The following is a 26,323-nucleotide window of genomic DNA, read 5'->3' as shown; positions in this document are numbered from 1 at the left end:
GATTTGTGACAATAACGGCAATAGACGTCAGCTTTGGCCATGCTTTACCCTTAAAAGGCGGGAAGCATATCACAACAACTAACTATTTAATACATGACCAAATAATTAGCGGTTATTTGTTAATATCAAAGCGTTAATTTTTTCTTATAAATCTATTCCCAATAACCACTACCTATGATTGTGGCAAAAATCGTTCCTAATCCGCTCCCGTCAAACTGTGCCATTTTATCTAAAGATGAATTTATAAAAGCCATAGACACAGATATAGGTGTTGTCATTGCAAGAAAGGTTGTTGCTTCCTGATAAATTAGACTAATATCATCCAAACTAAGAACAATATTACCGGAAAAACCGCCTACTCCCGGAGATCCGATTCCTCCTGACTTTCCATGAAAAGTTTTTGCACCATCAACTTCTAGAGTAAGTGTAAAGTACAAAAATTAACTTGTTAAATCCAAATAAGCCTTATACATTTTTATATTTTATTCCGATAACTTTATGATCGAATCATCTGTCGTTTTATATTTTAACTTATCTGCTGTTGCTTCAGATAAAGACTCGATAATTTTCAGTCCTTTTTCAACAAGCAAAGAAGATTCTGATTCAGTAGATAATAGATTTCTCATAACACCCCGTTTTTATAAAACGAGAAAGATCAATTTAAAACTTAAACTTTCTTTCTTTCTTTCTTTCTTTCTTTCTTTCTTTCTTTCTTATTAAATGTCAAACAGAATAATAATTAAGTCACATTTAATATAACAACAAACATTTTTACTTTTTATTACGTAATGTCACCGCCTCCCAGATTCCAGTTTATTAATAAATTAGAGTAATTTATTAATCTGTTTTTGACTGCACTTTATTTTATAAAAAAACAAAAAAAGTCGCTCAATACTCAAAAATTTTCAAGAGAAGAATATAATTATATTTTTTTCATAATAAAAATATAGTATAAATCTGGATATTTTCAACAAGAAATTAACATTAGTGAAATTAACCTATTTCAGAACATTAAGCACAGGTGGATGAAATGCTTTCATATCCAACAGAATTCCAAGAAAACCAATAATTATCCACCCGCAAAAGTCCAACAAAGAACTGTAAAGGAGCTGTTGTCTGTAAATTATCGTTCAGAAATGGTTTGGCATGAAGCAGCAGAGTCAGCTTTCAATAACGCTAAAGCCGCCAAACGTTGTTGCAGATTGAGGTTATTCACAATAGTCCGCAACAATTTATCGCCAGTTTTGGCACTGGGGCTTAATGTATGTGAAAAAGTCAAATTCATAACAAATCGGTAACCACACTCAATGTCAGAGCACACACAGTAAGGATCGGCAATTTCAGGATGTTTCCGGTTTGTCGTCCCCAGCTTCCAGCCACAGCAACGTATCACCGGGGCTGACGGCTCGTCCTTGCTGGCAGTTGATGCGTGTGATCCCGTCCTGATTGTGGTGCATGGATTGCCAGCTCCATTTTCATGGCTTCTACAATGATCAAAGGCTGACCTTCCGCCACTTCCTCACCTAATTTGACCAATACTTTCCAGATATGCCATACATACAATGAACCGTCATTGTGCTGATTGACCTTTCATTATTCTAAGTTGCCACTTTGTTTGCTGGATTCACTCGTGCGAAATCTATTGGATATATTTCTGGAAATTCATTCAATGGATTGCGGATTGCAATTTTTTGACTATAGATTGGATTATCCACTATAAAAATAATGAATAATTCGAATAAAAATAGTGATTATTATGAAGTTATCATTTCTAATAACTAATGAATCATATATGCAGAAAATAAAAGACCATACATCAATATTAAAAAGTCATCATTAATGTAACGATAAACCCTAAAAAAACATTATCAATATATAAATAATCGAATTTCACAAACTCATATTTACCTGTCGAATAGTAAACCAGTAGAGAAATACCAAAAATAGAGCTTATTTGACAAGCTTTTATAAAAAAATAACGATAAATTATAAACATAAAACTGAGCAATATAATGTGCAACGCAATGAGCAATAAACAACCACTTTATTGTATATCACCTAACTCAAAGTGACATTGAGATGGTAATTAATTGTGGCAGCATCATAATAATTTATTTAATATATGTGCAGAAAATAGATAAATTACTTGTGCTTCCACCTCATCTAACAAGAGAAAACTATATGAAAACCACATCCAAAATATTAATCAGTTTGGCCTGTGTCACTATGCTCGCAGGTTGTGCACGCACTGCTCCAATATTAACGCCACAAACAACTATTGTGACAAAAAATTCACTACCTACAGTGAAAAAATCCATTTTGGAAGCGGGGCAAAAACGCCAGTGGATAATGACTGACGTTTCTCCGGGTATTATCGATGGTCTTCTCAAAAAACGTAACCATGATGTTAAAGTACGCATTACTTATACTGACAAAAACTATACAATTCACTATGTCGGTAGCCAACACTTGAAAGCTCGCAACGGAAAAATTCATCATAAGTACAATAAGTGGGTTAGAACACTGGATAATGATATTCAACTGCGTTTAGCCTCTATGGCCAATCAATAAATACGAAATTTTAGCCTATCTTATATTCCCAATAAACTTCATATTGCAATACGAAAGGGAATAATAATATACCTAATAAATTTCGAGTTGCATTGAGGCGACGAGTGAATGAATTCCCAGAAGCATAGCTTACTCTGTGACTGGGGTGAATGAACGAAGCCAATAAAAAGAGACAGCTTGAAAGATGAAGGTATAGATAGGCTTATGCTCTCATTCTTTAGGGATTTATCTGACGTATCGGACATCTGGAATATGACCAAACCCCACAACTATGACAAAGATGAATACAGTGCATTTGAAGCGATTACAGAAGCTCAACGCATTGCTTTTGCTCCCATGCTGTTTCAAACAGCAGTAAATTTACGCGATTTCGGTATCTTATCTTTTTTAGATAAAAATCATAAACAGGGTGCAACCAAAGAAGAAATCTGTAATAACTCAGAATTAGACAGCTATGGTGTGGGTATTTTGCTGGACATGGGATTAAGCGGCAGAATTATTCTGAAGCACGATGATCGTTATTTTCTAAGCAAAGTTGGTCACTATTTACTACATGATAAAATGACCCGCGTCAATATGGATTTCACTCAGGACGTATGCTACCAAGGCCTGTTTTATCTAAAAGAGTCTTTGCAAAAAAATCAACCTTCTGGCTTAAAGGTATTTGGTGAATGGCCAACCATCTACCCGGCACTGAGCCAATTACCGGAACCAGCTAAGACAAGTTGGTTCTCATTTGACCATTTCTATTCTGACTCCGCTTTCAATGCTGCGTTAAAAGCTGTTTTCTTCCTGAATCCTCAATCGATTTACGACGTTGGGGGCAATACAGGCAAATGGGCGTTGCGCTGTTGTCAATATGACAGTAAAGTCAGCATCACTATTTTGGACTTACCCCAGCAAATAAAACTGGCTGAAGAAAACATACGCAGCCACGGTATAGCTGATCGTATTTTTGGTCATCCTGTTGATATGTTATCGGATAGCGAATTACCCACAGAAGCAGATATCTGGTGGATGAGCCAGTTCTTGGATTGCTTTTCCGAAACACAAATTGTAGGTATTTTACGCAAGATCTCCGCAGCCATGAAACCTGATGCCCGAATTTGCATTATGGAGCTGTTCTGGGATTGCCAACCTTTTGAAGCTGCTGCTTATAGCCTCAATGCCACCTCGCTTTATTTTACTTGCATGGCGAATGGTAATAGTCGTTTTTACAGCATTAATGATTTCACCCGCTTCCTTAATAAAGCTGGGTTGGTGATAGAAAACCAAATTGATCAGTTAGGGCTGGGGCATACATTACTGATCTGCAAAAAGCAGTAACGAACGGTATTTCATGAAATTGACATTGGATATTACAGATTGGCAGGCCATCGCACCGGGACTTTCCACAACTGAAGAGTGGGAAAAATGGTCTGCGGCCTCACCCGCCACTATTGATAAATCACTTCCGTTGGCAAAATGCACCCAATTGCCCATGATGACAGCCCGGCGTCTAAGCTCTGGTAGCCGTCTTGCCGTGGATTGCGGCTTAAGCATTCTGCGCCGTAATCAGGTAGATGCTATTGTCTATACCAGTCGTCACGGTGAGCTGGAGCGCAATTATCAGATCTTGCAGAATCTGGCGCAGGCAGAGAGTGTTTCTCCAACCAATTTTGCCATGTCAGTTCACAACTCCTCCGTAGGTAATCTCACCATTGTGGCTAAAGCACCTCTGGTTTCTTCATCGGTTTCAGCAGGCATTGACAGTTTCCAGCAAGGACTGTTTGAAGTATCGACACTGCTCCACGCTGGTCACAGTAAAGTCCTGCTTGTTGATTTTGACGGCATGATCCCCGATTTTTATCACAATGCCATAGGTGCCAATACCCCAACTTATCCATTTTCGGTGGCCTTGCTTCTGGAACAAGGCTCGTCTCTTCAGTGTACAAGACAGCCCGAACTGGAAACCGAACCTCACCTTCCCCAAGGACTTCAATTTCTTTATGGCTGGCTGAGAAACGAGCAGGGCTTCACGGTTTCAGGCGATCATTGCCAATGGCATTGGAGTCGGTAAAATGGCGAGAAAGACTATAATCAGCTTCTCTGAACTGATTAGCAGGTTCTGGCGTCTGTCCATGACAGGATTTTGTTTTATCCTGTTTGGCTTGGGTGGGTTACTGCTCTCCCTGACTTGGTTCAATTTGTTGCTGGTTTTTCAACGTAATGAAAACAAACGTCGCCGTCTTGCGCGTCATAGTGTTTCATTCAGTTTTCGTCTGTTCCTTTTTCTGACCAGAAAATTGGGCGTGCTGGATTACCATTTTAATGGTCTGGAGAAGCTCCGCTCGGATAAAGGTTGTCTGATTGTTGCTAATCACCCGACCTTGCTCGATTACGTCATATTGGCATCAACTTTGCCGGATGTGGATTGCATTGTAAAATCAGCATTGCTGCGCAATCCTTTTGTCAATGGTGTGATCCGTTCTGCACGTTATCTCATCAACAGCGACGCAGAGACTTTACTTCCTGTCTGCCGCGAGAGATTAGCTTCTGGTTATAATATTTTGGTTTTTCCAGAAGGAACGCGTACTACCCCGGGCCAACCGATTTCACTTCAACGTGGGGCGGCCAATATCGCCGTGCGATGTGAGTGCAATTTGCGAATTATACATATTACTTGCAGCCAGACGATGCTGGATAAAAAAAGCAAGTGGTATCAAATTCCTCCGAAAAAACCTGTTTACACGATAACGATTGGTGAACAGCTCGCCAATGAAAATTTTGCTGTCGATACAGAGAATGGGCATGCCATCGCTGCCCGCCAACTCAATCGTCAGCTCACTCAACTACTAACACCATCACATTAATAGATGTCGGATACGATGATGCAAGAATTACACATTGAAATAAAACAGTTAATTATAGATACCCTGAATCTGGAAGATCTCACGCCTGCGGATATTGAAACGGATGCGCCTCTATTTGGTGATGGCTTGGGGTTGGATTCCATTGATGCGTTGGAACTGGGCTTAGCAGTCAAAAACAGCTATGGCATTGTGTTATCCGCTGAAAGCGAAAAGATGCGCCAACACTTTTCTTCTGTAGCCGCACTGGCCGCTTACATCCAGTCGCAGCAAGCATAATTGTAGGGTGAATCATGGAAAAGCACGCAATTTTTCAAGAGGTGTCTCAGTTATTGGTTCAACTGTTCGAACTTTCTCCTGAAGATATCACGCCCGAATCACGACTCTATGAAGATCTAGAACTCGATAGTATTGATGCGGTAGATATGGTTGTCCATTTGCAGAAAAAAACCGGACGCAAAATCAAGCCGGAAGCATTCAAGTCTGTCCGTACCGTTCAGGACGTTGTGGATGCGGTAGAACAGTTGTTGCAAGAACGAGTGTCGCAAGAACAATAATCAGCGCAGCAGAAACACGCAGCAAACATTTGGGTAGTTAATTGAAGCCGTTGATTTTATTGTTTCGTATTGCCAATACAGTGATGTTAATCGCCTGGCCTTTCTTGGTCTGGGCGATGGTCAACTACGGACAATTTCATGCCATGCTGGCCGTCATTATTCTGTTTTTTGTTTTACGACTCCTGTCCAGCAAGCATCAGACTCGCAGTCAGCAGAATTCTGGTTTTAATGCCGGGTGGATATTGTCCATAATAGGGATAGCTTTAGGGTTAGCCAGTTTGTTCCTGCGTAGTCATCAACTGCTGATGTACTACCCTGTGGCCGTTAATGTCATTCTGCTCATTCTGTTTGGCAGTTCATTACGTTATGGGCCTTCCATCATTGAAAGAATGGCTCGTTTCAAAGAACCTGATTTACCCCCAGAGGGCATTGTTTACACACGTAAAGTCACTTACATCTGGTGCCTGTTCTTTATTTTCAATGGTGCCGTGGCGCTTGGTACTTGCCTGTATAACGATATGACCCTGTGGACATTGTGGAACGGAATGGTGAGTTATCTATTGATTGGACTGCTCATCACCATTGAATGGCTGGTACGCCAACGGGTAAAAAAAAGATGAAAGCACAATCCATATCCCAATGGCTATCAGAGGATCATTCCCCCCATAAGCTGATCAGTTGGGGGGGATATCCCATCAATCTAAATACACTCCGGCAGGATGTCACCGCACTATATTTGCGGCTGACAGACCCACATCAGGCAGAGTATTCAGCTTCACGCTGGGCGTTGTGTTTTGAGGATAGTTACTATTTCTGTGTCGCGCTGCTGGCAACCCTGTATGCGGGGAAAACACCGGTTATTCCGGGGCATTGTCGCGAAGCTCAGTTGCAGGAACAACAATCACTGTTTGATGGTATATTGACGGATTTAACGCTGACATTATCCTGCCCTTGTTGGCAGATTATGCCGTCTAATCCAGAGATTGAGCGCCAAGAAAAATCCTCACTAAACTTCACATTACTTGAAATCCCAGCGGATGCCGCTTTAGTGATGTTCACTTCCGGTTCAACGGGTGTTCCTCAGCAAGTGCTCAAATCCGTGGCAGCTATGGATCTGGAAACACAATGGCTGGCTTCCCTGTGGGAAGATAAGTTGCAATCCTGCGTTGTCAGAGCCTCAGTCAGTCATCAGCATTTATATGGCCTGACTTTCCGCATATGGTTACCCATGTCACTGGGTTTGCCCTTTGATCGCAAGATGGTGGAGTATCCCGAACAACTTGCCAATAGCCCACGCTGTGCGCTGATCAGCAGTCCCGCATTTTTGCAGCGGCTTGATGACAAACTTCCAGCGCCGGATTGCCCTTTTGTGGTGTCGGCGGGCGGACTTTTGCATTTTGCAGATGCTGAACGAGTGATACGCTGGCTCAACATTGCCCCCCATGAAATTTATGGCTGTACCGAAACGGGGATCATGGCCTGGCGCAACCGTATAACGGACAATACTATCTGGACAAGATTTAAAGGTGTTTCATTCCAACAGGATAAAGAAAAAAACCTCCGCGTCTATTCTCCACTGCTTACAGATCCTGAGGGCTTGGTCTTGGATGATCAATTTGCCTTCGACAACCAAGGCAATTTCACTTTATTGGGACGTCGCGACCGCTTGGTAAAAATTGAAGAAAAGCGTATCTCTCTGTCCGAAATTGAACGTCGTCTATGCGAAATTCATGGGATTACTGATGCCGCTGTTCTGCTCGTCAGTCGAAGAAAACGCAATCACATTGGTGCGGTAGTCGTTTTAGATCACGAAACCTTTAAACGTTATCAGCAACAAGGAACACGCGAATTTTCACAAGATTGGCACCGCCAGTTAAAACCTTGGCTGGAACCCGTTGCATTGCCCCGTTACTGGCGAGTTGTCGAAACCATTCCCTTAAATGCCCAAAGCAAGCGCTCATGGCCTGCATTACAGGAGCTATTTAATGAAACCCACTGAAATTCACTGCGAACAACCCACTCAAAATAAAGCCATTATTAAGCTGTATTTAGATCCCAATTTAGCTTGGTTCCGTGGGCATTTTCCCGTTCAGTCACTCTTGCCGGGCGTTGCCCAAATCGATTGGGTTATGCATTATGCCCAAACACTGCTGACACCCGATTGGTCTTTCTCTTCGATTGAAATGGTGAAATTTCAGCTTCCCCTGCAACCGGGAGACAAACTGCTATTGAAAATCGCATGGCAAGAGGAAAAGCATCTCCTGATTTTCAATTATGGTGTAAAACCATCAAACGGGGGTGAATACCAGACAGCAAGCCAAGGAAAGATAAAGTTATGGCGCTGAGCGTGAACCCGATTACGCCCTGCGTGGTTATTCCTTGTTATAACCACGGTGCAACCATGCCTGCGGTACTGGAAAGGCTATCCCCTTACCTGCTCCACTGCTTTATCGTGGATGATGGCAGTGAACAAGATACGCAACATAGACTTGAAGCGCTGGCAAAATCCATTTCGAATGTCACCCTGATCCGCCTTGAATATAATCAGGGCAAGGGAAGCGCTGTCATGACAGGAATGCGGGCTGCCGAGAATGCTGGCTATAGCCATGCTTTGCAGGTTGATGCGGATGGGCAGCATTGTCTCGAAGATATCCCCTTATTTTTGGCAAAGGCACAGCAGTATCCCAATCGCTTAATTTCCGGCAATCCGCTGTATGATGTTTCAGTGCCAAAATCCCGCCTTTATGGACGTTATGTCACCCATTTTTGGGTCTGGGTGGAAACCCTTTCTTTTTCCATCAAAGACAGTATGTGTGGTTTTCGGGTTTATCCATTAGCCCCCACGCTGCAATTGTTGGCGAAAAAAGACGTCGGGCGCCGGATGGATTTTGATATCGAAATCATGGTCAGGCTCTATTGGCAGGGAACAACCAGTGAATTCGTGCCAACAAAAGTTACCTATCCTGAAAATGGCCTGTCCCATTTCGATGCCCTGCGGGATAATCTCAGCATCTCATGGATGCATACCCGTCTGTTTTTCAGCATGTTACCGCGCATTCCGTCCCTATTATGGCGTAAGCAACCGTGGCATAAGCGCCATCATTGGTCTGATATCAAAGAGCGCAAAGGTCTGCTGGGCATGAAGTTCATGCTGTCAGTGTATCGATGGCTCGGACGCAAGCCTTTTGAGTGGCTGCTCTATCCTGTCGTTGGCTATTTTTGGGCAACAGGGGGCGCACAACGTCAGGCATCACGCCAATATCTTGAGCGGCTCAAGCAAGCCTTGCAACACAAGGGTATCGCCATTCCTCTCGGTCTTGATAGTTACCGTCACTACCTGCGCTTCGGCAGTGCGATGCTGGATAAAATCGCAAGCTGGCGTGGTGATCTGAAATGGGGAAAAGATATCCAGTTTGCAGACGGCGCGGAACAGACACTTCAGGATGGGCATTCAGGGGGGAAATTGCTGCTGGTTTCACATCTGGGAGATATCGAGGTTTGTCGGGCACTGGCACAACTGGATGGCAAGCGAACCATTAATGCACTGGTGTTTACGGAACATGCCCAACGTTTCAAACAGATTATTGAAGAAGTTTCACCACAAGCGGGTATCAACTTATTACCGGTCACAGATATCGGGGCTGATACCGCCATTATGCTGAAAGAAAAAATTGATGCCGGAGAATGGGTAGCCATTGTCGGTGACCGGATTGCCGTTAAATCTTCTCGTGCCAATACACAACGTGCCTCTCAGCACGCTCCCCAGCGTATCGTATGGAGCCAGTTCCTCGGCCATGCGGCACCCTTTCCACAGGGGCCATTTGTCCTTGCTTCGGTGTTGCGCTGCCCTGTGCTTTTGATGTTCGCACTCCGACAAAATAACCAATTCAGGATTTATTGTGAGCCTTTTGCCAATCCTCTGGAACTGCCCCGTAAACAAAGAGAACAGGCATTGCAACAGGCTGTGGATCATTATGCTTCCCGTCTGGAACATTACGCCCTGCAATCTCCGCTTGATTGGTTCAATTTTTTCGATTTTTGGCAATTACCGAAGGAATAAAAAATGCTGACTGCCCCTCGCTTTACTGCTGAGGTTGAATTAACTGTGCCATTTCATGACGCCGATCCAATGGGTGTCGTCTGGCATGGAAATTACTTCCGCTATTTTGAAATTGCCCGTGAAGCACTGATGAACCAATTCAATTATGGGTATAGCGAAATGCGTGTATCTGGCTATGTTTGGCCCGTCGTTGATGCCCGGATCAAGTACCGTCACCCTGTGTTCTTTGAACAAAAAATACGTGTAAGCGCCGCTATTGAGGAATTTGAAAACCGCCTGAAAATTGTTTATCAGATTTTTGATGTGGCGAGTGGCAAAAAAACAACCACGGGTTACACCATTCAGGTCGCCGTTTCCGAAACAACCAAGGAAATAAACTTCGTTAACCCGGATATTCTCTTCGAACGCATGGGGGTCAGGCCGTGAAAAAATGGCGATGGATACCGCTGTTTCTGACAGCAATATTTTTTATAATCAATGGATTGGCAATCAATAACGTCGCGTATGCCATTACGCTGGATGAACTACAACTACGATTCGCGCACCAACCTGTCGTGCGGGCTGATTTCTCGCAAGTACGCCAAATACAGGGAATGCCCCATCCTCTGCATTCCAGTGGTGAAATGTTGGTTTCACAGCATAAAGGGCTATGGTGGCATCAGCAAAAACCGTTCTCTTTGACATTGGTACTGGATGACAGCCATATGGTGCAAATCATGCCGGGACAAACGCCCCAAGTGATCACCGCTGAATCCAATCCACAACTGTTTCAATTCAATCACCTGATGCGAGCGTTGTTTCAGGCAGATCGCGCCGTGTTGGAAGAAAATTTCAACATCAAGTTCAGTGATCTCGGACAGGAAAAATGGCGTTTAGTCCTGACACCTAAAACTTCCCCTTTGGACAAACTTTTCACGGCGATTACCCTGAATGGTCAAACGAATCTTGAAGGCATTTTACTCACCGATCTCCAAGGGGATCGCACCGAACTGTCTTTTACCCAACACCGACTGACGCCAGAGACGCTGAGTAATGAAGAAGAGCAACACTTCAAGTTCTGAGCCACGTCTGCTGGCACTATTTTGGCTGTTAATTTGCAGCATCCTATTGGTTGCACTGCTAATCATGCTACCTCAATCTCGTCTGTCGACCAGTGTTTTGGCATTGCTGCCTGCCCAAAGCGCCGGAGATATGCCACCAGCGCTGCAAGAACAGTTCATGCAACGCCTTGATCGTCAATTGGTGTGGATGGTCAGTCCGGGGAAGAAAGAGGATACCGCCCCAGCTCAATACTGGCTGAAACATCTGCAAAAAACCCCCTTTCTGACCCAAGTCAAAGGGCCAATGGAGGCAGATCAACAGCAAGCATGGGGACGTTTCTACTACGAACACCGTTATGCGATGCTCGATACAGCAACCCGCGATAGGCTGAAAGATGCCGGTGATCAGCAGGCAAACTGGATACTATCTCAGGTTTATTCCGCATTTTCTGGTGTCAGTGGGCAAGAATTGAGTAACGACCCGTTGATGCTGGTCAGAGGCTCCCAATTGGCACTCCAGCAAACATCCAGCCAACTGAGACTCCAGAATGGCTGGTTGGTCGCCAAAGATGATTCAGGGAGAAGCTGGTATCTAATCCACGGAGAGCTTACAAGCTCCTCTTTCGATATGCAGCAAGGCCATCATGCTGTGACTGAACTGGATAAATTGCGGCAATCCCTGAAAGTGCAATTTCCCGATGCCGAAGTGATGTCACGGGGAACGCTGTTTTACAGCAATTACGCCACTCAGCAAGCCAAACACGATATTTCCACTTTGGGTAGCGCAACGGTACTTGGCGTATTACTGCTCATTTATGGCGTTTTCCGCTCTCTGAAGCCTTTGCTGTTGTGTGTTCTGTCCATCAGTATTGGAGCGTTGGCAGGAACTGTCGCCACATTGGGGATCTTTGGCGAACTGCATTTTATGACGTTGGTGATGAGCATCAGCATCATCGGTATTTCTGCCGATTATGCCATTTATTATCTGACAGAGCGCATGGTGCACGGGCAGGAAGTCACACCGTGGCAAAGTATGCGGAAAGTTCTGCCTGCCCTGTTAATGGCATTGGCAACGACCGTCATTGCCTATCTGATCATGATGTTTGCTCCTTTCCCCGGCCTGCGCCAATTGGCCGTGTTTGCCGCTGCAGGCTTGGCGGCCTCTTGCCTGACGGTCGTCTGCTGGTATCCCAAGCTGGTTAAAAACCTACCAGTACGCCCAATTCCGGCCATGATCATGTTAATGCGCTGGTTGGCGTTATGGCGGCGCAATCGGCGATTTTATCTGGGGTTGCCCGCTGTGCTGGCAATTTTTGCCTTACTGGGGATCTCTCGTTTGCACATCAATGATGACATTGCTCAATTACAGGCTCTGCCACAGGATATCCACCAGCAGGAAAAACAGATCGCAAAATTAACCGGACAGCGAAGTGATCAAAAGTGGTTCGTTATTTACGGCGACAATCCAGAGCAGACGTTGCAACGGTTGGAATCTTTTATTCCTAAACTGGATGAGGCAAAACAGCAAAGCAATATCAAAAATTACCAGCAGTTGCCACTCACATCTCTTGCGCAACAACACAAGGATTTTGCCCTGCTCAAAGCGGCGACCCCGAGTATCATGGCTCGTCTGGCAGAAGCCGGGCTGGAAATCAAGCAACCTGATATCCATCCTACACCTGTCACGCCGAATGACTGGCTCAACAGTGTCGTCAGTGAAGGCTGGCGCCTGATGTGGATAACATTGCCCAATGGCCAAAGCGGTGTCTTGCTCCCCGTCAACGGCGTTAAAGACAGTGTGCTGATGCGCCAATTGGCAGAAGAACAGGAGGGTGTCAGTTGGGTCGATCGCAAGCTGGCTTTCGATGAAATGTTTCAATTTTACCGAACCATGCTTGGCTGGTTGTTGGTCGGTTCAGTGATGCTGATCGCAATTAGCTATATCGTACGGCTCGGCCTGCGCCGTGGCATCATCAATGTATTGCCATCACTGCTCTCCCTCGGATGCGGGCTGGCGGTTCTCGGCTTAAGTGGTTATAGCCTTAACCTGTTCTCAATATTGGCGCTGGTTCTGGTACTTGGCATCGGCATCAACTATACCCTGTTTTTCAGCAATCCTCGTGGCACGCCGCTGACTTCTCTATTGGCAATCAGTGTCGCAATGTGTACTTCCTTGCTGACGCTGGGCATGTTGGTCTTCAGTAGTACCCAAGCCATCAGTAGCTTTGGCATCGTGTTATGCAGCGGGATTTTTACCGCATTCTTGCTATCACCATTGGCAATGCCTGAACGCCAAAAAAGGAAAAAGAAATCATGAGACGGTTACTCATTCTCTCCCTGACTTGCCTGTTGGCAGCGTGTGCCCATTTTTCCCAACGCGGTTTTCCGCAAAATGGTACGCCCAGCGCATGGCTTAAACCGGGTGTGCGCGTTTCATTGCCTGAGCCGGGTATTACCCCTGCCATTAATGAGCAGCAATTACTGACAGCGACGGTGAAAGGTAAGCAGCAATCACTGATTGTGTTGCTCAACGCCAATGAACAGCATTTATCACTGGCCGGTTTATCTTCTCTGGGGATCCGGTTGTTCAAATTGGATTATGATCAAAACGGTATTCATGCCGAACAATCCATTGTTTTGCCGGAGCTTCCTCCCGCTAATCAAGTATTGGCTGATATCATGCTCAGTTACTGGCCTGTTTCTGCCTGGCAGACTCAGCTTCCCGCAGGATGGGCACTCAAAGACAGCGGTAATCTCCGTCAGCTACATGACAAGAACGGTAAACTAATCACAGAAATTCATTATGATAGCCCAAATGGCAAACGTCGCCCGATCCGCGTCCAGCAATTCATTTTTGGTTATGACATCGCCATTCAGCATCTGGAAGAGTAAAACATGATTTATATTTCTGCGGTGGGTATGCTGAATGCCTTGGGTAATTATATGGATGAGATCGCCCAGAATCTCATGCTCGGTCAGGCACCTGGCATGTATGAGCGCTCTGGCTGGTTACAGCCTGATAAAACCTGTTGTTTGGGCGGCGTTGACGGTGAACTTCCAGCTATCCCTGAACCTTTGTTTAAGCACAATAGCCGCAATAATCGCTTGCTATTGGCTGCCTTGATGCAAATAAAACCACAGGTGGATAAGGCTATTGCCCGCCACGGACGGGAACGAATTGCGGTGATCATGGGAACCAGTACATCCGGTCTCGAAGAAGGTGATCAACATGTCAGCCGGGCACTCCATCAACAAGCTGATGAACATTACCACTATTACCAACAGGAACTGGGCGATCCTTCCCGGTTTATTGCCAGCTACCTCGGTATTGATGGGCCTGCGTTTACCCTCTCCACGGCCTGCTCGTCCAGTTCACGGGCAATTATCAGTGGTCAGCGCCTGATTGAGATGGGCATGGTAGATGTCGCCATTGTAGGAGGCGCTGACACACTAAGTCGTATGCCAATCAACGGTTTCGATAGCCTTGAGTCACTCTCTTCCACCCTGTGTGAACCATTTTGCCAAGATCGCCAAGGCATTACTATCGGGGAAGCTTCAACATTACTGTTGCTGACACGAGAACCCCATCCCATTGCACTACTCGGCGCAGGAGAATCCAGTGACGCATGGCATATGTCTGCTCCTCATCCAGAAGGAAAAGGGGCCATTGAAGCCATCAATATGGCATTGGATAGTGCCGGAATTTCTCCCTCTGAGATCGGTTATATCAACCTGCATGGGACAGGGACAAAATTAAATGACCAGATGGAGTCTCTCGTTATCAATCAAATTTTTGGTGAAAACACCCCATGCAGTTCAACCAAGTATTTAACCGGCCATACGTTGGGAGCAGCGGGCGCATGTGAAGCAGGGCTTTGCTGGTTGCTGCTAACGCATAACCTGCTTCTGCCAGCTCAGGATTTTTCACGCTCAGGAATCGATACTTCACTGACCGCTTGTGGGCTGCTAACCCAACCACAATCTCTGGAAAAACCGATTGTGATGTCGAATTCTTTTGCCTTTGGTGGAAACAATACCAGCCTGATATTGGGAATTGCATAATGTCTGACTATTTATCGGTAGATCGCTATCTGCCCCATGAAGCTCCCATGGTATTACTGGAAAAAGTTATCGGTGTTACCAGCGACCATGTCCGTTGCCAAGTCACTGTCAGTAAAGATGGAGTTCTGGCCCCCTATCTCAACGAAGAAGGTCATTTACCTGGCTGGTTTGCCATTGAAATTATGGCACAGACTATCGGTATCTGGTCTGGCTGGCACCGTAAGAAAAGAAAAGAAGAAGATTCCGCACTGGGTATGTTGCTGGGTGGGCGAGCTGTCCGGTGCCAAGCCGCCTTTTTCACTCAAGGCAGCGTTTTGGATATCCAAATGAATTTATTAATGCAAGATGAAAAATTTGGCAGTTTTGAAGGGGTAATTAGTCGCAATGACACTGTTCTGGCAACAGGCCGCCTAAATACCTACCAACCAGATACAACAGAACTTAAACAATTATTTCAACGGGATGGAGTAGCATAATGCGTTCAGTTCTAGTGACCGGTGCCAGTAAAGGGATCGGCAGGGCAATTGCCTGTCAACTGGCAGCAGACGGATTTACCGTCGTCGTTCATTATCATAGCGATGCTAAAGGCGCAGAAAAAACACTGGAACAGATCCAAGCAAACGGGGGAAATGGCCGGGTGCTGAATTTTGATGTCTCAGATCGCGAGGCTTGCCGTAAGGTGCTGGAAAACGATATCGAAACCCAGGGTGCTTACTACGGTATTGTCTGCAACGCTGGCATTGCCAGAGATGGCGCATTCCCGGCGTTGGAAGGAAGTGACTGGGACAGTGTCATTCACACGAATCTGGACGGTTTCTACAATGTTATTCATCCTTGCGTGATGCCGATGATTGGCTTGCGTCAAGGCGGCCGCATCATCACGCTGTCATCGGTGTCTGGTTTGATGGGAAATCGCGGACAGGTCAATTACAGTGCCGCCAAAGCGGGCATTATCGGCGCAACAAAAGCACTGGCAATCGAGTTGGCGAAAAGAAAAATTACCGTGAATTGCATTGCGCCGGGGCTGATTGGTACGGATATGATCCAAATGGAAGAAGCGGCTCTGAAAGAAGCAATGAATATGATCCCAATGAAACGTATGGGACAAGTGGATGAAGTTGCCGGTCTTGCCAGCTATTTGATGTCTGATATTGCGGGCTATGTGACTCGTCAGGTGATTTCAATCAATGGAGGGATGCTATGACTCGCAGGGTAGTCATCACTGGAATGGGCGGTATCACCGCTTTGGGTCACGACTGGCAATCTGTCTCTGCTGGTCTGAAAGCTGGTATCAATACAATCCAACAAATGCCTGAGTGGGCAGAGTATGACGGGCTGAATACCCATCTCGGAGCGCCCGTCACGGATTTCATTTTACCTGAACACTATACCCGCAAACGCATTCGCTCCATGGGACGTGTTTCCCTGATGTCAACACGGGCCACAGAACTGGCTTTAGAGATGGCTGGTCTGCTCAGTGATCCCATACTGACAAACGGGGAAACGGGTATTGCCTATGGCTCTTCAACAGGCAGTACCAAACCTGTCAGTGAATTCGCGACCATGCTGACAGAAAAGCATACCAATAACATCACGGGTACAACTTATGTACAAATGATGCCACATACTACTGCCGTCAACACAGGGCTGTTCTTTGGTCTACGTGGCAGGGTGATCCCAACATCAAGTGCCTGTACCTCTGGTAGTCAGGCGATTGGCTATGCGTGGGAAGCGATTCGCCACGGTTATCAAACCGTCATGGTGGCAGGGGGTGCTGAGGAATTATGTCCATCCGAAGCGGCAGTATTTGATACTTTATTTGCCACCAGCCAAAGAAATGAGGCCCCCAAAACCACGCCATCCCCTTTTGATATTAATCGTGATGGGCTGGTCATTGGCGAAGGTGCTGGCACATTGATCATTGAGGAATTGGAGCACGCCAAGGCTCGTGGCGCCAAGATTTATGGTGAAATTATCGGATTTGCCACTAACTGTGACGCTGCCCATATTACTCAGCCAAAATCTGAAACCATGCAGATATGTATTGAAATGGCACTCAAATCAGCCGGCTTGCAGCCAACCGATATCGGTTATATCAGCGCTCACGGAACAGCAACTGATCGCGGCGATGTGGCGGAAAGCCAAGCCACTGCCAATATTTTTGGCAACCATACGCCTATTTCTTCACTGAAAAGCTATTTTGGCCATACTTTGGGGGCCTGTGGTGCACTTGAAGCATGGTTAAGCCTTGAAATGATGAATGAAGGCTGGTTTGCACCGACTATCAATCTCAATGAAATTGATCCCGCCTGTGGTGAATTGGATTACATTATGCACCAGCCTCGTACAATCCAGACGGAATTCATTCAAAGTAATAATTTTGCTTTCGGTGGGATTAATACTTCGTTAGTGATTCAACGCTGGTCGTGACTTAAACAAAAAAACAAGGGGTTGAATTGAATTTAAAATATAACCACTTGTTTTTACTCATATTAATAATACATCACACTCTAAAATCAGACTTACTCCCCTAGTTCACTTAACATTGTGACTACTCCCCGTCCTATCGAGGTGGTCGTATATCTCAAGCTACATGCGTATTTTCATCTAATAACTCAATCACTCGTTGACGGAGCTTTCGCTTATCTTCTTCCGCATCGACAATATGCATTTTCTTATGACAATTAGGGCAAAGTGCAACAGTATTCTCTATAGTGTCGTCGCCATCTTTTGACAGCCATATAATATGATGAGTCTCTAAATAGGGCACACCTTTTGCATTATAAAAAGGAGCTGGTGATAAACAAAGCTGACACACACCTTTTGCTACATGTTTAGCAAACTCTGCTACCCAAACATTACGTTCATATCTAATCGAAGACTGAGTAAAACTCCCTGGTTTTTTGTTGCTACGTTTAGCCCATTGTTTCAGTTCATCGTCGCTGAGTTTTTTTGCCTTACGCATTTTTTGTTCATAAATAGAACAAATATTAGACTCTGAAACAACTCGCTCCTCTTTAATCAGTTTTACTGGGAATACATAAACTAAACGCTCATTTTCTTCTTTATCTAGTTGTTGTTCAATATAGGGATCAACAGCCAGCTCAACCTCACCAGCATAGGTATATTTTTTGCTCTTGAACACTTCAAAAAGGTGAACTTTGACACCATTACTTTTTGACTCAGAAAGAGTTTTATTTTGCTGAAATGTCAATGTTTGATCACCTCTAGCCCCCATGCCAGTATAATGTAAAATGTTCCCTATCCATCGATCGTCATAAATCGACTTTAAATGATTTGAAACAATAACTAAGGTATTTGTTTTGTGTGAACGACGCATTCCACCTTGTGGCCCGCAACCGAAAATCTCACAAAGAAACGCATTATTAAGTTCATCACCTGACTTAAGATCATTTATGTTTTTCATTTATATTTCTCATTGATTTTTCTCACTAAACTATTAAGAGAATTGAAAAGAAAACCTTGATCTAATATAAGTTAAACTTTTGCATCATACTCACCAAAGTGCAATTATGTACTATGGAAATACCCTCTCAAATAATGATAATAATTATCTTTCTATTAATATCCTACTCTTCATAAATCTTTTCATTCATGAGTATCAGTTTTTCTCGTTGTATCTCTTCGAAATAAACAGCTATAGTCCGCGTCACTCAAAGCTATTGAGTAACTGACCTACTGCTTAAATCACCACGATATATACCAGTCCTTGGCATATATCTTGGCCGCCATTCGGCAAAATCTTGATGAAAAGCAGCGCATTTCTGGCCGATTTTTTTATGTGGAGACGACAGTAGTGAAAAAACTGCTGCGCAACAATGACAGTGCATTTGTACCTGTCACTGGCTTGACTGTTTTTGCAATTGCTTCTGGTTACCTGATGAGCCTAATTCCTTTGTCTATGGCAAGTTTTAATATCGATACTGTTTATGCCAGTTGGTTAGCCAGTGCTTATTATGTCGGTTTGTTAATAGGCTCAATGATGATTGAACCTATTATTGCAAAAATCAGGCACCGTCTTTCATTTATTGTTTTTTTGTTACTTTTGATGGCAACAGTCATTGCGTTACCTTTTTTTCCGCATAAAGATATCTGGCTGCTGATACGCTGTATAGCGGGTGTGGCCGTTGCCGGGATCTTTGTCGTGGTGGAGTCTTGGCTGTTAATTGGCAATAATCCCAAAAAGAGAGCCAAGCGCCTGAGTTTTTACATGACATCCCTCTACGGGGGAACTACGCTTGGTCAGTTGATGATTGGGTATGTCGGTACGCAAGGAATGATCCCCTTTATCGTGATTTCAGTACTGCTGTTATTAGCGATTTTGCCGCCATTATTCGTGCGTCACGGGCAACCTCCAGCGCTTAGTCATCAGAGTTTATCGCTGAAAAAAATCACCCGATTCAGCAAACCCGCCATCGTTGGCTGCATGACATCCGGAATTGTCATGGGCACCATCTACGGTTTGATGCCTTTATCGCTAAGCCAAAGTCATTTCAATACCGATCAGGTCGGTGTCTTGATGGCAGCAATTATTCTGGGTGGGATGGCTATACAGCCAATTGTCAGCAAGTTGTCTGTCATGGTAAGCAAAACATTTCTACTGGCGGTGGTCTCACTATTGGGTGTTTTCGCCGTGGGAATGACCTATCTTTCTGAACATTATGCTGTAATGATCATCGCATTAGTATTATTGGGGATGTCCTCTTTCGCACTTTACCCCATCGCGATCACGCTCGCTTGTGACAATCTGGACTCGTCTTACATTGTGTCAGCAAGCCAAGTGATGTTGCTAAGTTACAGTATTGGTTCCGCGATCGGCCCACTGGCTGCCGGGCATTTTATGCTGCAACAATCGATTATGTTTCAACATTATTTTACATCGCAAGATAATGGATTAATGAGCTTTTTCTTCTTTGTTCTGTTGGTAACTGCAATTTACATGTTACTGGCAAGTTTGAACCGCAAAGGCCGTGTGCTGGTCAGCTAATGTATTAGTCAGTAAATGTATTAGCCAGCAAGTAGTAGAAAAATAATCAGCAATATTATGACAGCGCTGCAATCTGCGGCGCTTTTTATTTTGGCGACGCAATTAGGAGCTTCCTCAGATAATGAACCCTTTTTGGGAACAGCTAGGTATTTTTGGAAACAACTATGTATATGGATTATTTGTTTACTTAAACTTATATTTTAACTTACTGGGTGTGAAATTTATCATTGTGATAAACCAAGGCATTCATTCTGTTCGAATTGCATTTCATCATTTTTACTTTAAGATAGCCGCGAAAATGTTCAACATGAAAACCGGAAACGGTAAAAATGTGGAGGTAATAAAATGCAAATACAACAAGCCACCCAAGCTGATTTCGCGACATTAATGCAGATTTGGGAAGCCTCTGTACTTGCCACTCATGATTTTTTGCCTAATGGCATGATTGAAACTTTGCGCCCACAGATCCTCAACGATTACCTACCCAATCTCACTGTTTATAAGGCCGTAGATGAGCAGCAGAATATCGTAGGGTTTGTCAGTACCGACCAACACCGCGTAGAAATGCTGTTTATTGCTCCACAGGCTAGGGGAAAGGGTATCGGCAAGCTGTTGTTGACATTTGCTATTGATGAATTACGGATCAATGAATTGGATGTCAATGAACAAAATGTACAAGGTGTAGGTTTCTATCAATATCTGGGATTTCAGGTTTTTTCTCGCTCAGAGCTTGATGGGCAAGGTAATCCATTTCCTCTACTGCATATGAAATTAGCTTAACAATACTCTCCCAATATTCAACCTCACCCAAACAACACTCAATCATGGGTTGTAAGCCTCAGAGTATCAAAAATCACTCTGAGGCTTGTCAGGCAGGGAATATACCTAATCAATTTTATTACATAGAAATAAATAAAATTAGAGAAAGAGATTATTTTACAAACATTTAAGCAATACTTAATAAATCGATGTTATAATAACATCGGTATGTATTTTTTATCCTTCAAATCAAATTGTCATTTGAAAGATGAAGAGTATAGGTCTATTAATTTCTATTGAGTTTGATCATTAATGAATTATCTACAACAACCTGTTTCTTCTTCAGGGATGAAGCTTTTTGCTGATCTTATCGTAAAGCGAGTTGCTCCCGGGGAACATTGGCACTCTTCCAGTAATCGAACTAAGTTTGCTCTACGCAGCATGCTAACCCCGATTTCTACGTTACAACTCTTGGATAGCCTTGCTAAGACACCACGCTATCTGGATATTTTAAACAAGCAGCCCAGTTTGCCTTGCAAATTACATCGCCCATACTTGAGTATTAATTTTAAACGTAAACAGATTGTTTGTGCGCTCAAAGAGCATTATCAATTATTATTCAAACAATTAGAACCTGCCGTTATCAGTAATATATTTGATGCTGATTCCTATCTGCTAGCAACTATTCAAGGTAAGAATGAATCATTTGAGATATATATTGATTCACTAGATAACTTGAATAAAGAAGGTGAACTTTCTTTATATATTACTACCGCAGAAAATATCATTCTGGCGAAGTGTGCATTCACTTTACTAAATCTGGAGGGTAAACAAACATTATTTATTGGGGTATTACAAGGCCCGACCAAAGGGGATAATTCACTGGAAATTATCCGTAATGCAACCAAAGAGTGTTATGGGTTATTTCCCAAGCGTCTATTAATTGAAGCTCTCTGCCGTTTTGCCGATCATGTTAATTGTGAGCAAATCTTAGCAGTCAGTAACGAAACGCATATTTACCGCAGTATCCGCTATTGGCATAAGAAGAAGGATCAGATGGTGGCCGATTATAACTCCTTCTGGGAATCCTTAAATGGGGTCAGAAAGGAAAATAATGACTTCCATTTGCCATCAAGCATAGAAAGAAAATCGCTGGATGATATCCCCAGCAAAAAACGCGCTGAATATCGCCGACGTTATCAATTACTGGATGAGCTGGAAAACAGCATTAAGGCATCCCTTACTGCTTAATTATTGTCAGAAAAGCATGCCCGACCTACAATTCAACGTGGCTTAGCCATTAACCATGCGATATGAGTTTTAATGGCTGGCCATTCATTGTCCAGAATGCTATAGACGCATGTGTCGCGTATTGAGCCATCTTTAGCACGCAAGTGATTGCGCAAGATACCGTCCAGTTTTGCACCCAACCGCTCAATCGCCCTACGACTCTGATGATTCAGAAAATGGGTACGGAATTCCACCGCAATACACCCCAGCTCTTCAAATGCATACTGCAATAGCAGAAATTTTGCTTCTGTGTTGATAGCTGTCCTTTGTACAGAACGCGCATACCATGTTGAACCAATTTCCAGTCTGGGAATATTAGCGTCAATATTCATATAAGTTGTCATCCCGACAACTGCTCCTGTTGCATTATCGATAACAGTAAACGGCAACATACTCCCCTTTACATGCAAAGCTAAACGACGCTCAATTTCCACATGAACATTGATAGGTTCAGGTACGCTGGTATACCACAATTTATGTAACTGCCCCTCCTCAATAGCACACACGAATTCATCATGTCTGTCATGTGCCAAAGGTACTAAAGTCACACTCTTACCTGTCAACGTGGCCCAGTCAGTTATTTTTTTCATATACATTTCCTATCCGTATTCATTTTTTGCTATTACTGAAGGATACATTAGCAGTATGCATAGTTAAGACAGTATGCAAGGTTAAAAAAGGCACAGTAATCCAAAATAGATTGAATGAGTCTTATTACAAGGTAATTGATACTCTATTTCATGATATTTGTCACAATCACTTAACAAAATGATTCCAATCAAGCGGGAACTGTCTAAATTTGACAAATATCTCATCCGACCACTTAATCATTAGCTAAGTTATACGAAAAATTAAGTCATACGGAAAATAATAATACTTTTTAAGCCACCAAATATTTGATGGAGAATGCAATGAGCAATTACCCTCACCTGCTTGCACCGCTGGATTTGGGCTTTACCACACTAAAAAACCGTGTATTGATGGGATCAATGCATACCGGGCTTGAGGAACATCCTGATGGAGCTCAACGATTGGCCCAGTTCTATGCAGAACGAGCGGCTGGTGGCGTCGCATTGATCGTGACAGGCGGTATCGCACCAAACCGTCAGGGTGTTGTTTCAGCTGGTGCAAGTGTTCTGAATAGTGAAGATTCCCTACCCCACCACAAGCTCATTACCGATGCAGTACATCAGGCTGGAGGGAAGATCGCCCTGCAAATCCTACATGCCGGGCGTTATAGCTACCAAAAAAATCAGGTTGCCCCTTCCGCGATTCAAGCCCCTATTAATCCCTTTGTTCCCCGTGAAATGTCCGAAGAGGATATTCAGCAGACGATCAACGATTTCGCCCACTGTGCCCAACTGGCACAACAAGCTGGCTATGATGGCGTTGAAATCATGGGTTCAGAAGGCTATCTCATCAATCAATTCTTGGTTGCTCATACGAACCATCGACAGGATAAATGGGGAGGAACCTTTGAAAATCGTATGCTCTTTGCGTTGGAGATTGTCAAAGCTGTCCGCGCCATTACAGGAGAACATTTTATTATCATCTATCGCCTCTCCATGCTGGATTTAGTGAAAGATGGTTCTAACTGGCAAGAGATCGAACAACTGGCACAGGAAATTGAAAAGGCTGGTGCATCCATTATTAATACCGGTATTGGCTGGCATGAAGCCCGTATCCCGACGATAGCGACGATGGTACCAAGAGCGGGGTTCAGTTGGGTTACCCAAAAATTAATGGGAAAAGTGAAGATCCCGTTAATTACCACTAACCGTATTAATGATCCCCAAGTTGCGGAACAAATTCTCAGCGAAGGTTGTGCCGATATGGTGTCAATGGCCCGCCCTTTCCTTGCCGATGCCGAGTTTGTCTTGAAGGCGGAACAAGACCGCGCTGACGAAATCAATACCTGTATCGGTTGTAACCAAGCTTGTCTGGACAGAATATTTGTTGGCAAGCTGACATCGTGTTTGGTTAACCCACGCGCCTGTCATGAAACCGAATTTATCGCAGCGCCGATACAAATACCTAAAACCATCGCGGTCATCGGTGCAGGACCTGCGGGATTATCTTTTGCTGTCACCGCAGCCAACCGGGGGCATCATGTCACGCTGTTTGAAAAGGAAAACAAAATTGGCGGGCAATTTAATATCGCCAAACAAATCCCCGGCAAAGAAGAATTCCATGAAACCTTGCGTTATTTTGAGCGCCAACTGGCGCTGAACGGCGTCAGAATCCATCTTAATCACACTGCAACTGTCGACGAACTTTCATCATTCGATGAAATCATCATCGCGACAGGAATCAAACCACGTACCCCTGATATTGATGGTATTACTCATGAAAAAGTACTGACTTATCTTGATGTATTGAAACACAAACGTCCCGTAGGAAAACGTGTCGCTATTATCGGCGCAGGAGGCATTGGATTTGATACTGCCGAGTACCTGAGTCAAAGTGGGCAAAGCACTAGCCTGAGCAGTCACGCGTTTAGTCATGAGTGGGGAATTGATCGGACAGTTGCACACCGAGGTGGATTACAGCCGGATGGAGCACAGGTAGAACGTTCGCCACGAAAAATTTACCTGTTACAACGCAAAGATTCCAAAGTCGGAAATGGTTTGGGAAAAACCACTGGCTGGGTACATCGGGCCAGTCTTGCTATGCGCGGCGTGACGATGCTAAACAGCACCCAATACCTGAAAATAGATGATCAGGGGCTACATATTCGTCGTGGTGATGGGCAACAATGTCTGGAAGTGGATAACGTTATTATTTGTGCAGGACAGGAGCCACTGAAAGAACTCTATCAACCCCTACAGTCCATGGGCAAAAGTGTACATGTGATTGGCGGAGCAGATGTCGCAGCCGAATTGGATGCCCGCAGGGCAATCGATCAGGGAACCCGATTGGCATTTAAAGTGTAGCAAGTCAGATTTGGCTAAAAGCCGAAAGAAAAACGGTGATAACCCTTCGAATACAAATTATCACCGTTTTCATTATCACAAATGATTAACGCTGGGCCAATTGATCAGCCGTCATGCGGGCATCTTCTGCCTGACAGGCCGCAGCGGTAAACAATACATCAGTGGAAGAGTTCAGACCTGTCTCAGCAGAATCCTGCAACACACCAATAATCAGACCAACCGCAACAACCTGCATGGCGATTTCGTTAGAAATGCCAAACATGCTACATGCCAATGGAATCAACAATAGGGAACCTCCGACAATCCCCGAAGTTCCACATGCAGCAACCGCAGAAACCACGCTCAATAAAATTGCCATTGGCAGATCAACACTGATACCCAATGTATTCACAGCAGCCAATGTCAATACGGTAATGGTAACTGCGGCACCTCCCATATTGATAATCGCTCCCAAGGGGATAGAAATAGAATAAGTGTCTTCATTCAAATTCATACGACGGCACATTGCCATATTAACCGGGATATTTGCCGCAGAACTACGAGTAAAGAACGCAGTTATACCACTTTCACGCAAGCAGGTAAAAACCAAAGGGTAAGGATTACGACGAGTTTTCCAAAAAACAATTAATGGATTAATTACTAAAGCAACTAAAATCATGCAACCCAGTAATACCGACAATAATTGTACATAACCTAATAAAACATCAAATCCTGTTGTAGCAATCGTTGCAGATACCAATCCAAAAATACCAATAGGTGCAAAACGAATCACCACACGCAAGATTTTTGTCACCGCTTCTGCCAAATCCTGAACTATAAATTTGGTTGATTCCTTTCCATGACGTAAAGCAATACCTATACCTGCTGACCATACTAATATACCGATATAGTTGGCATTCAGTAATGCATCAATGGGGTTAGCCACTACATTGAGCAACACCCCTTTCAGGACTTCAATAATGTTTTCTGGTGGTGATATTTGTATATCGTTAACCATCAAACGCAATGTTGACGGGAACAGCATACTACCAAAAACAGCTACACATGCTGCCAGAAATGTTCCAATAATATAGAGAAATAAAATCGAGAGAACACGGTCATGTATTAAATAGTTAGTTGTTGTGATATGCTTCCCGCCTTTTAAGGGTAAAGCATGGCCAAAGCTGACGTCTATTGCCGTTATTGTCACAAATC

Annotated in this window: 27 protein-coding genes and 1 pseudogene; 22 read left to right on the top strand and 6 right to left on the bottom strand. The window is 44.0% G+C overall.

Features of this window, described 5'->3' with window-relative positions:
• Positions 1–152: 152 nt before the first annotated feature.
• The 3 genes and pseudogenes from Xhom_RS06120 to Xhom_RS45700 form a co-directional block, all read right to left on the bottom strand.
• A complete protein-coding gene (locus Xhom_RS06120) occupies positions 153–437 on the bottom strand; it encodes a VapA/VapB family virulence-associated protein (protein ID WP_069317850.1) in 285 nt (94 codons plus the stop codon).
• A gap of 686 nt (positions 438–1,123) precedes the next feature.
• Entirely contained in the window at positions 1,124–1,393 is a 270-nt protein-coding gene (locus tag Xhom_RS06115) for an ogr/Delta-like zinc finger family protein (RefSeq protein WP_069317849.1), read from the bottom strand.
• Positions 1,341–1,551 (bottom strand): annotated as a pseudogene (locus Xhom_RS45700) (acyl-CoA carboxylase biotin carboxyl carrier protein subunit); the annotation flags it as partial. The pseudogene Xhom_RS45700 and the gene Xhom_RS06115, both read right to left, overlap by 53 nt.
• Before the next feature lie 630 nt (positions 1,552–2,181).
• Here Xhom_RS45700 and Xhom_RS06105 point away from each other — a divergent pair.
• From Xhom_RS06105 to Xhom_RS06020, 18 genes are all read left to right on the top strand, one after another.
• Positions 2,182–2,571, top strand: a complete 390-nt coding sequence (locus Xhom_RS06105; protein ID WP_069317848.1) for a hypothetical protein — start codon at positions 2,182–2,184, stop codon at positions 2,569–2,571.
• 252 nt (positions 2,572–2,823) lie between these two features.
• Entirely contained in the window at positions 2,824–3,897 is a 1,074-nt protein-coding gene (locus tag Xhom_RS06100; RefSeq protein WP_069317847.1) for a methyltransferase, read from the top strand.
• A 13-nt stretch (positions 3,898–3,910) separates the two neighbouring features.
• Positions 3,911–4,630, top strand: coding sequence for a beta-ketoacyl synthase chain length factor (locus Xhom_RS06095; protein ID WP_069317846.1), 720 nt, complete (start codon positions 3,911–3,913; stop codon positions 4,628–4,630).
• Between the two features lies 1 nt (position 4,631).
• On the top strand, positions 4,632–5,423 hold the full coding sequence (locus Xhom_RS06090; RefSeq protein ID WP_069317845.1) for a lysophospholipid acyltransferase family protein: 792 nt from the start codon (positions 4,632–4,634) through the stop codon (positions 5,421–5,423).
• 18 nt (positions 5,424–5,441) lie between these two features.
• A complete protein-coding gene (locus tag Xhom_RS06085) occupies positions 5,442–5,699 on the top strand; it encodes a phosphopantetheine-binding protein (RefSeq protein WP_069317844.1) in 258 nt (85 codons plus the stop codon).
• Between the two features lie 14 nt (positions 5,700–5,713).
• Positions 5,714–5,977 (top strand): acyl carrier protein, encoded by a 264-nt coding sequence (locus Xhom_RS06080; RefSeq protein WP_418384812.1) that lies wholly within the window; start codon positions 5,714–5,716, stop codon positions 5,975–5,977.
• 41 nt (positions 5,978–6,018) lie between these two features.
• Entirely contained in the window at positions 6,019–6,597 is a 579-nt protein-coding gene (locus Xhom_RS06075; RefSeq protein WP_232326171.1) for a COG4648 family protein, read from the top strand.
• On the top strand, positions 6,594–7,976 hold the full coding sequence (locus tag Xhom_RS06070; RefSeq protein ID WP_069317842.1) for an AMP-binding protein: 1,383 nt from the start codon (positions 6,594–6,596) through the stop codon (positions 7,974–7,976). Before Xhom_RS06075 ends, Xhom_RS06070 begins: the two co-directional genes overlap by 4 nt.
• Positions 7,963–8,322, top strand: coding sequence for an ApeI family dehydratase (locus tag Xhom_RS06065; RefSeq protein ID WP_069317841.1), 360 nt, complete (start codon positions 7,963–7,965; stop codon positions 8,320–8,322). The genes Xhom_RS06070 and Xhom_RS06065 overlap by 14 nt, the downstream gene beginning before the upstream one ends.
• Complete coding sequence (locus Xhom_RS06060; RefSeq protein WP_069317840.1) at positions 8,313–10,037, top strand: glycosyltransferase family 2 protein; 1,725 nt, start codon at positions 8,313–8,315, stop codon at positions 10,035–10,037. Before Xhom_RS06065 ends, Xhom_RS06060 begins: the two co-directional genes overlap by 10 nt.
• A 3-nt stretch (positions 10,038–10,040) precedes the next feature.
• A complete protein-coding gene (locus tag Xhom_RS06055; protein ID WP_069317839.1) occupies positions 10,041–10,463 on the top strand; it encodes an acyl-CoA thioesterase in 423 nt (140 codons plus the stop codon).
• Between the two features lie 26 nt (positions 10,464–10,489).
• A complete protein-coding gene (locus Xhom_RS06050) occupies positions 10,490–11,098 on the top strand; it encodes an outer membrane lipoprotein carrier protein LolA (protein ID WP_069318553.1) in 609 nt (202 codons plus the stop codon).
• On the top strand, positions 11,070–13,394 hold the full coding sequence (locus Xhom_RS06045) for an MMPL family transporter (protein ID WP_069317838.1): 2,325 nt from the start codon (positions 11,070–11,072) through the stop codon (positions 13,392–13,394). Before Xhom_RS06050 ends, Xhom_RS06045 begins: the two co-directional genes overlap by 29 nt.
• Positions 13,391–13,969 (top strand): DUF3261 domain-containing protein, encoded by a 579-nt coding sequence (locus Xhom_RS06040; protein WP_069317837.1) that lies wholly within the window; start codon positions 13,391–13,393, stop codon positions 13,967–13,969. Before Xhom_RS06045 ends, Xhom_RS06040 begins: the two co-directional genes overlap by 4 nt.
• A gap of 3 nt (positions 13,970–13,972) precedes the next feature.
• Complete coding sequence (locus tag Xhom_RS06035; RefSeq protein ID WP_069317836.1) at positions 13,973–15,139, top strand: beta-ketoacyl-[acyl-carrier-protein] synthase family protein; 1,167 nt, start codon at positions 13,973–13,975, stop codon at positions 15,137–15,139.
• Entirely contained in the window at positions 15,139–15,615 is a 477-nt protein-coding gene (locus Xhom_RS06030; protein WP_069317835.1) for a hotdog family protein, read from the top strand. The genes Xhom_RS06035 and Xhom_RS06030 overlap by 1 nt, the downstream gene beginning before the upstream one ends.
• Positions 15,612–16,343: a 3-ketoacyl-ACP reductase FabG2 gene (locus Xhom_RS06025; RefSeq protein WP_069317834.1), complete on the top strand. Its 732-nt coding sequence runs from the start codon at positions 15,612–15,614 to the stop codon at positions 16,341–16,343. Before Xhom_RS06030 ends, Xhom_RS06025 begins: the two co-directional genes overlap by 4 nt.
• Positions 16,340–17,569, top strand: a complete 1,230-nt coding sequence (locus Xhom_RS06020; protein WP_069317833.1) for a beta-ketoacyl-ACP synthase — start codon at positions 16,340–16,342, stop codon at positions 17,567–17,569. Before Xhom_RS06025 ends, Xhom_RS06020 begins: the two co-directional genes overlap by 4 nt.
• Positions 17,570–17,723: 154 nt before the next feature.
• Here the strand turns inward: Xhom_RS06020 and Xhom_RS06015 are convergent, their stop codons facing one another.
• The gene (locus Xhom_RS06015) at positions 17,724–18,566 is read right to left on the bottom strand and encodes an HNH endonuclease (protein ID WP_069317832.1); all 843 of its coding nucleotides are present in this window, start codon (positions 18,564–18,566) and stop codon (positions 17,724–17,726) included.
• A 402-nt stretch (positions 18,567–18,968) separates the two neighbouring features.
• On the opposite strand from Xhom_RS06015, the gene Xhom_RS06010 reads away from it, so the two are divergent.
• The 3 genes from Xhom_RS06010 (at position 18,969) to Xhom_RS06000 (ending at position 22,157) form a co-directional block, all read left to right on the top strand.
• Entirely contained in the window at positions 18,969–20,147 is a 1,179-nt protein-coding gene (locus Xhom_RS06010; protein WP_069318552.1) for an MFS transporter, read from the top strand.
• Positions 20,148–20,492: 345 nt separating this feature from the next.
• On the top strand, positions 20,493–20,927 hold the full coding sequence (locus Xhom_RS06005) for a GNAT family N-acetyltransferase (protein WP_069317831.1): 435 nt from the start codon (positions 20,493–20,495) through the stop codon (positions 20,925–20,927).
• A gap of 291 nt (positions 20,928–21,218) precedes the next feature.
• The gene (locus Xhom_RS06000) at positions 21,219–22,157 is read left to right on the top strand and encodes a VirK/YbjX family protein (protein WP_069317830.1); all 939 of its coding nucleotides are present in this window, start codon (positions 21,219–21,221) and stop codon (positions 22,155–22,157) included.
• Between the two features lie 32 nt (positions 22,158–22,189).
• Here Xhom_RS06000 and Xhom_RS05995 read toward each other — a convergent pair whose 3' ends face one another.
• On the bottom strand, positions 22,190–22,786 hold the full coding sequence (locus Xhom_RS05995; RefSeq protein WP_069317829.1) for a GNAT family N-acetyltransferase: 597 nt from the start codon (positions 22,784–22,786) through the stop codon (positions 22,190–22,192).
• A 321-nt stretch (positions 22,787–23,107) separates the two neighbouring features.
• On the opposite strand from Xhom_RS05995, the gene Xhom_RS05990 reads away from it, so the two are divergent.
• On the top strand, positions 23,108–25,129 hold the full coding sequence (locus Xhom_RS05990; protein ID WP_069317828.1) for an NADPH-dependent 2,4-dienoyl-CoA reductase: 2,022 nt from the start codon (positions 23,108–23,110) through the stop codon (positions 25,127–25,129).
• 85 nt (positions 25,130–25,214) lie between these two features.
• Here Xhom_RS05990 and sstT read toward each other — a convergent pair.
• Positions 25,215–26,323: serine/threonine transporter SstT (gene sstT, locus Xhom_RS05985; protein ID WP_099139656.1), on the bottom strand; the 1,109-nt coding region annotated here is incomplete at its 5' end.

This window comes from Xenorhabdus hominickii (assembly GCF_002632725.1).
Taxonomy (GTDB): domain Bacteria; phylum Pseudomonadota; class Gammaproteobacteria; order Enterobacterales; family Enterobacteriaceae; genus Xenorhabdus; species Xenorhabdus hominickii.
This window is presented reverse-complemented; position numbering and strand designations above follow the sequence as displayed.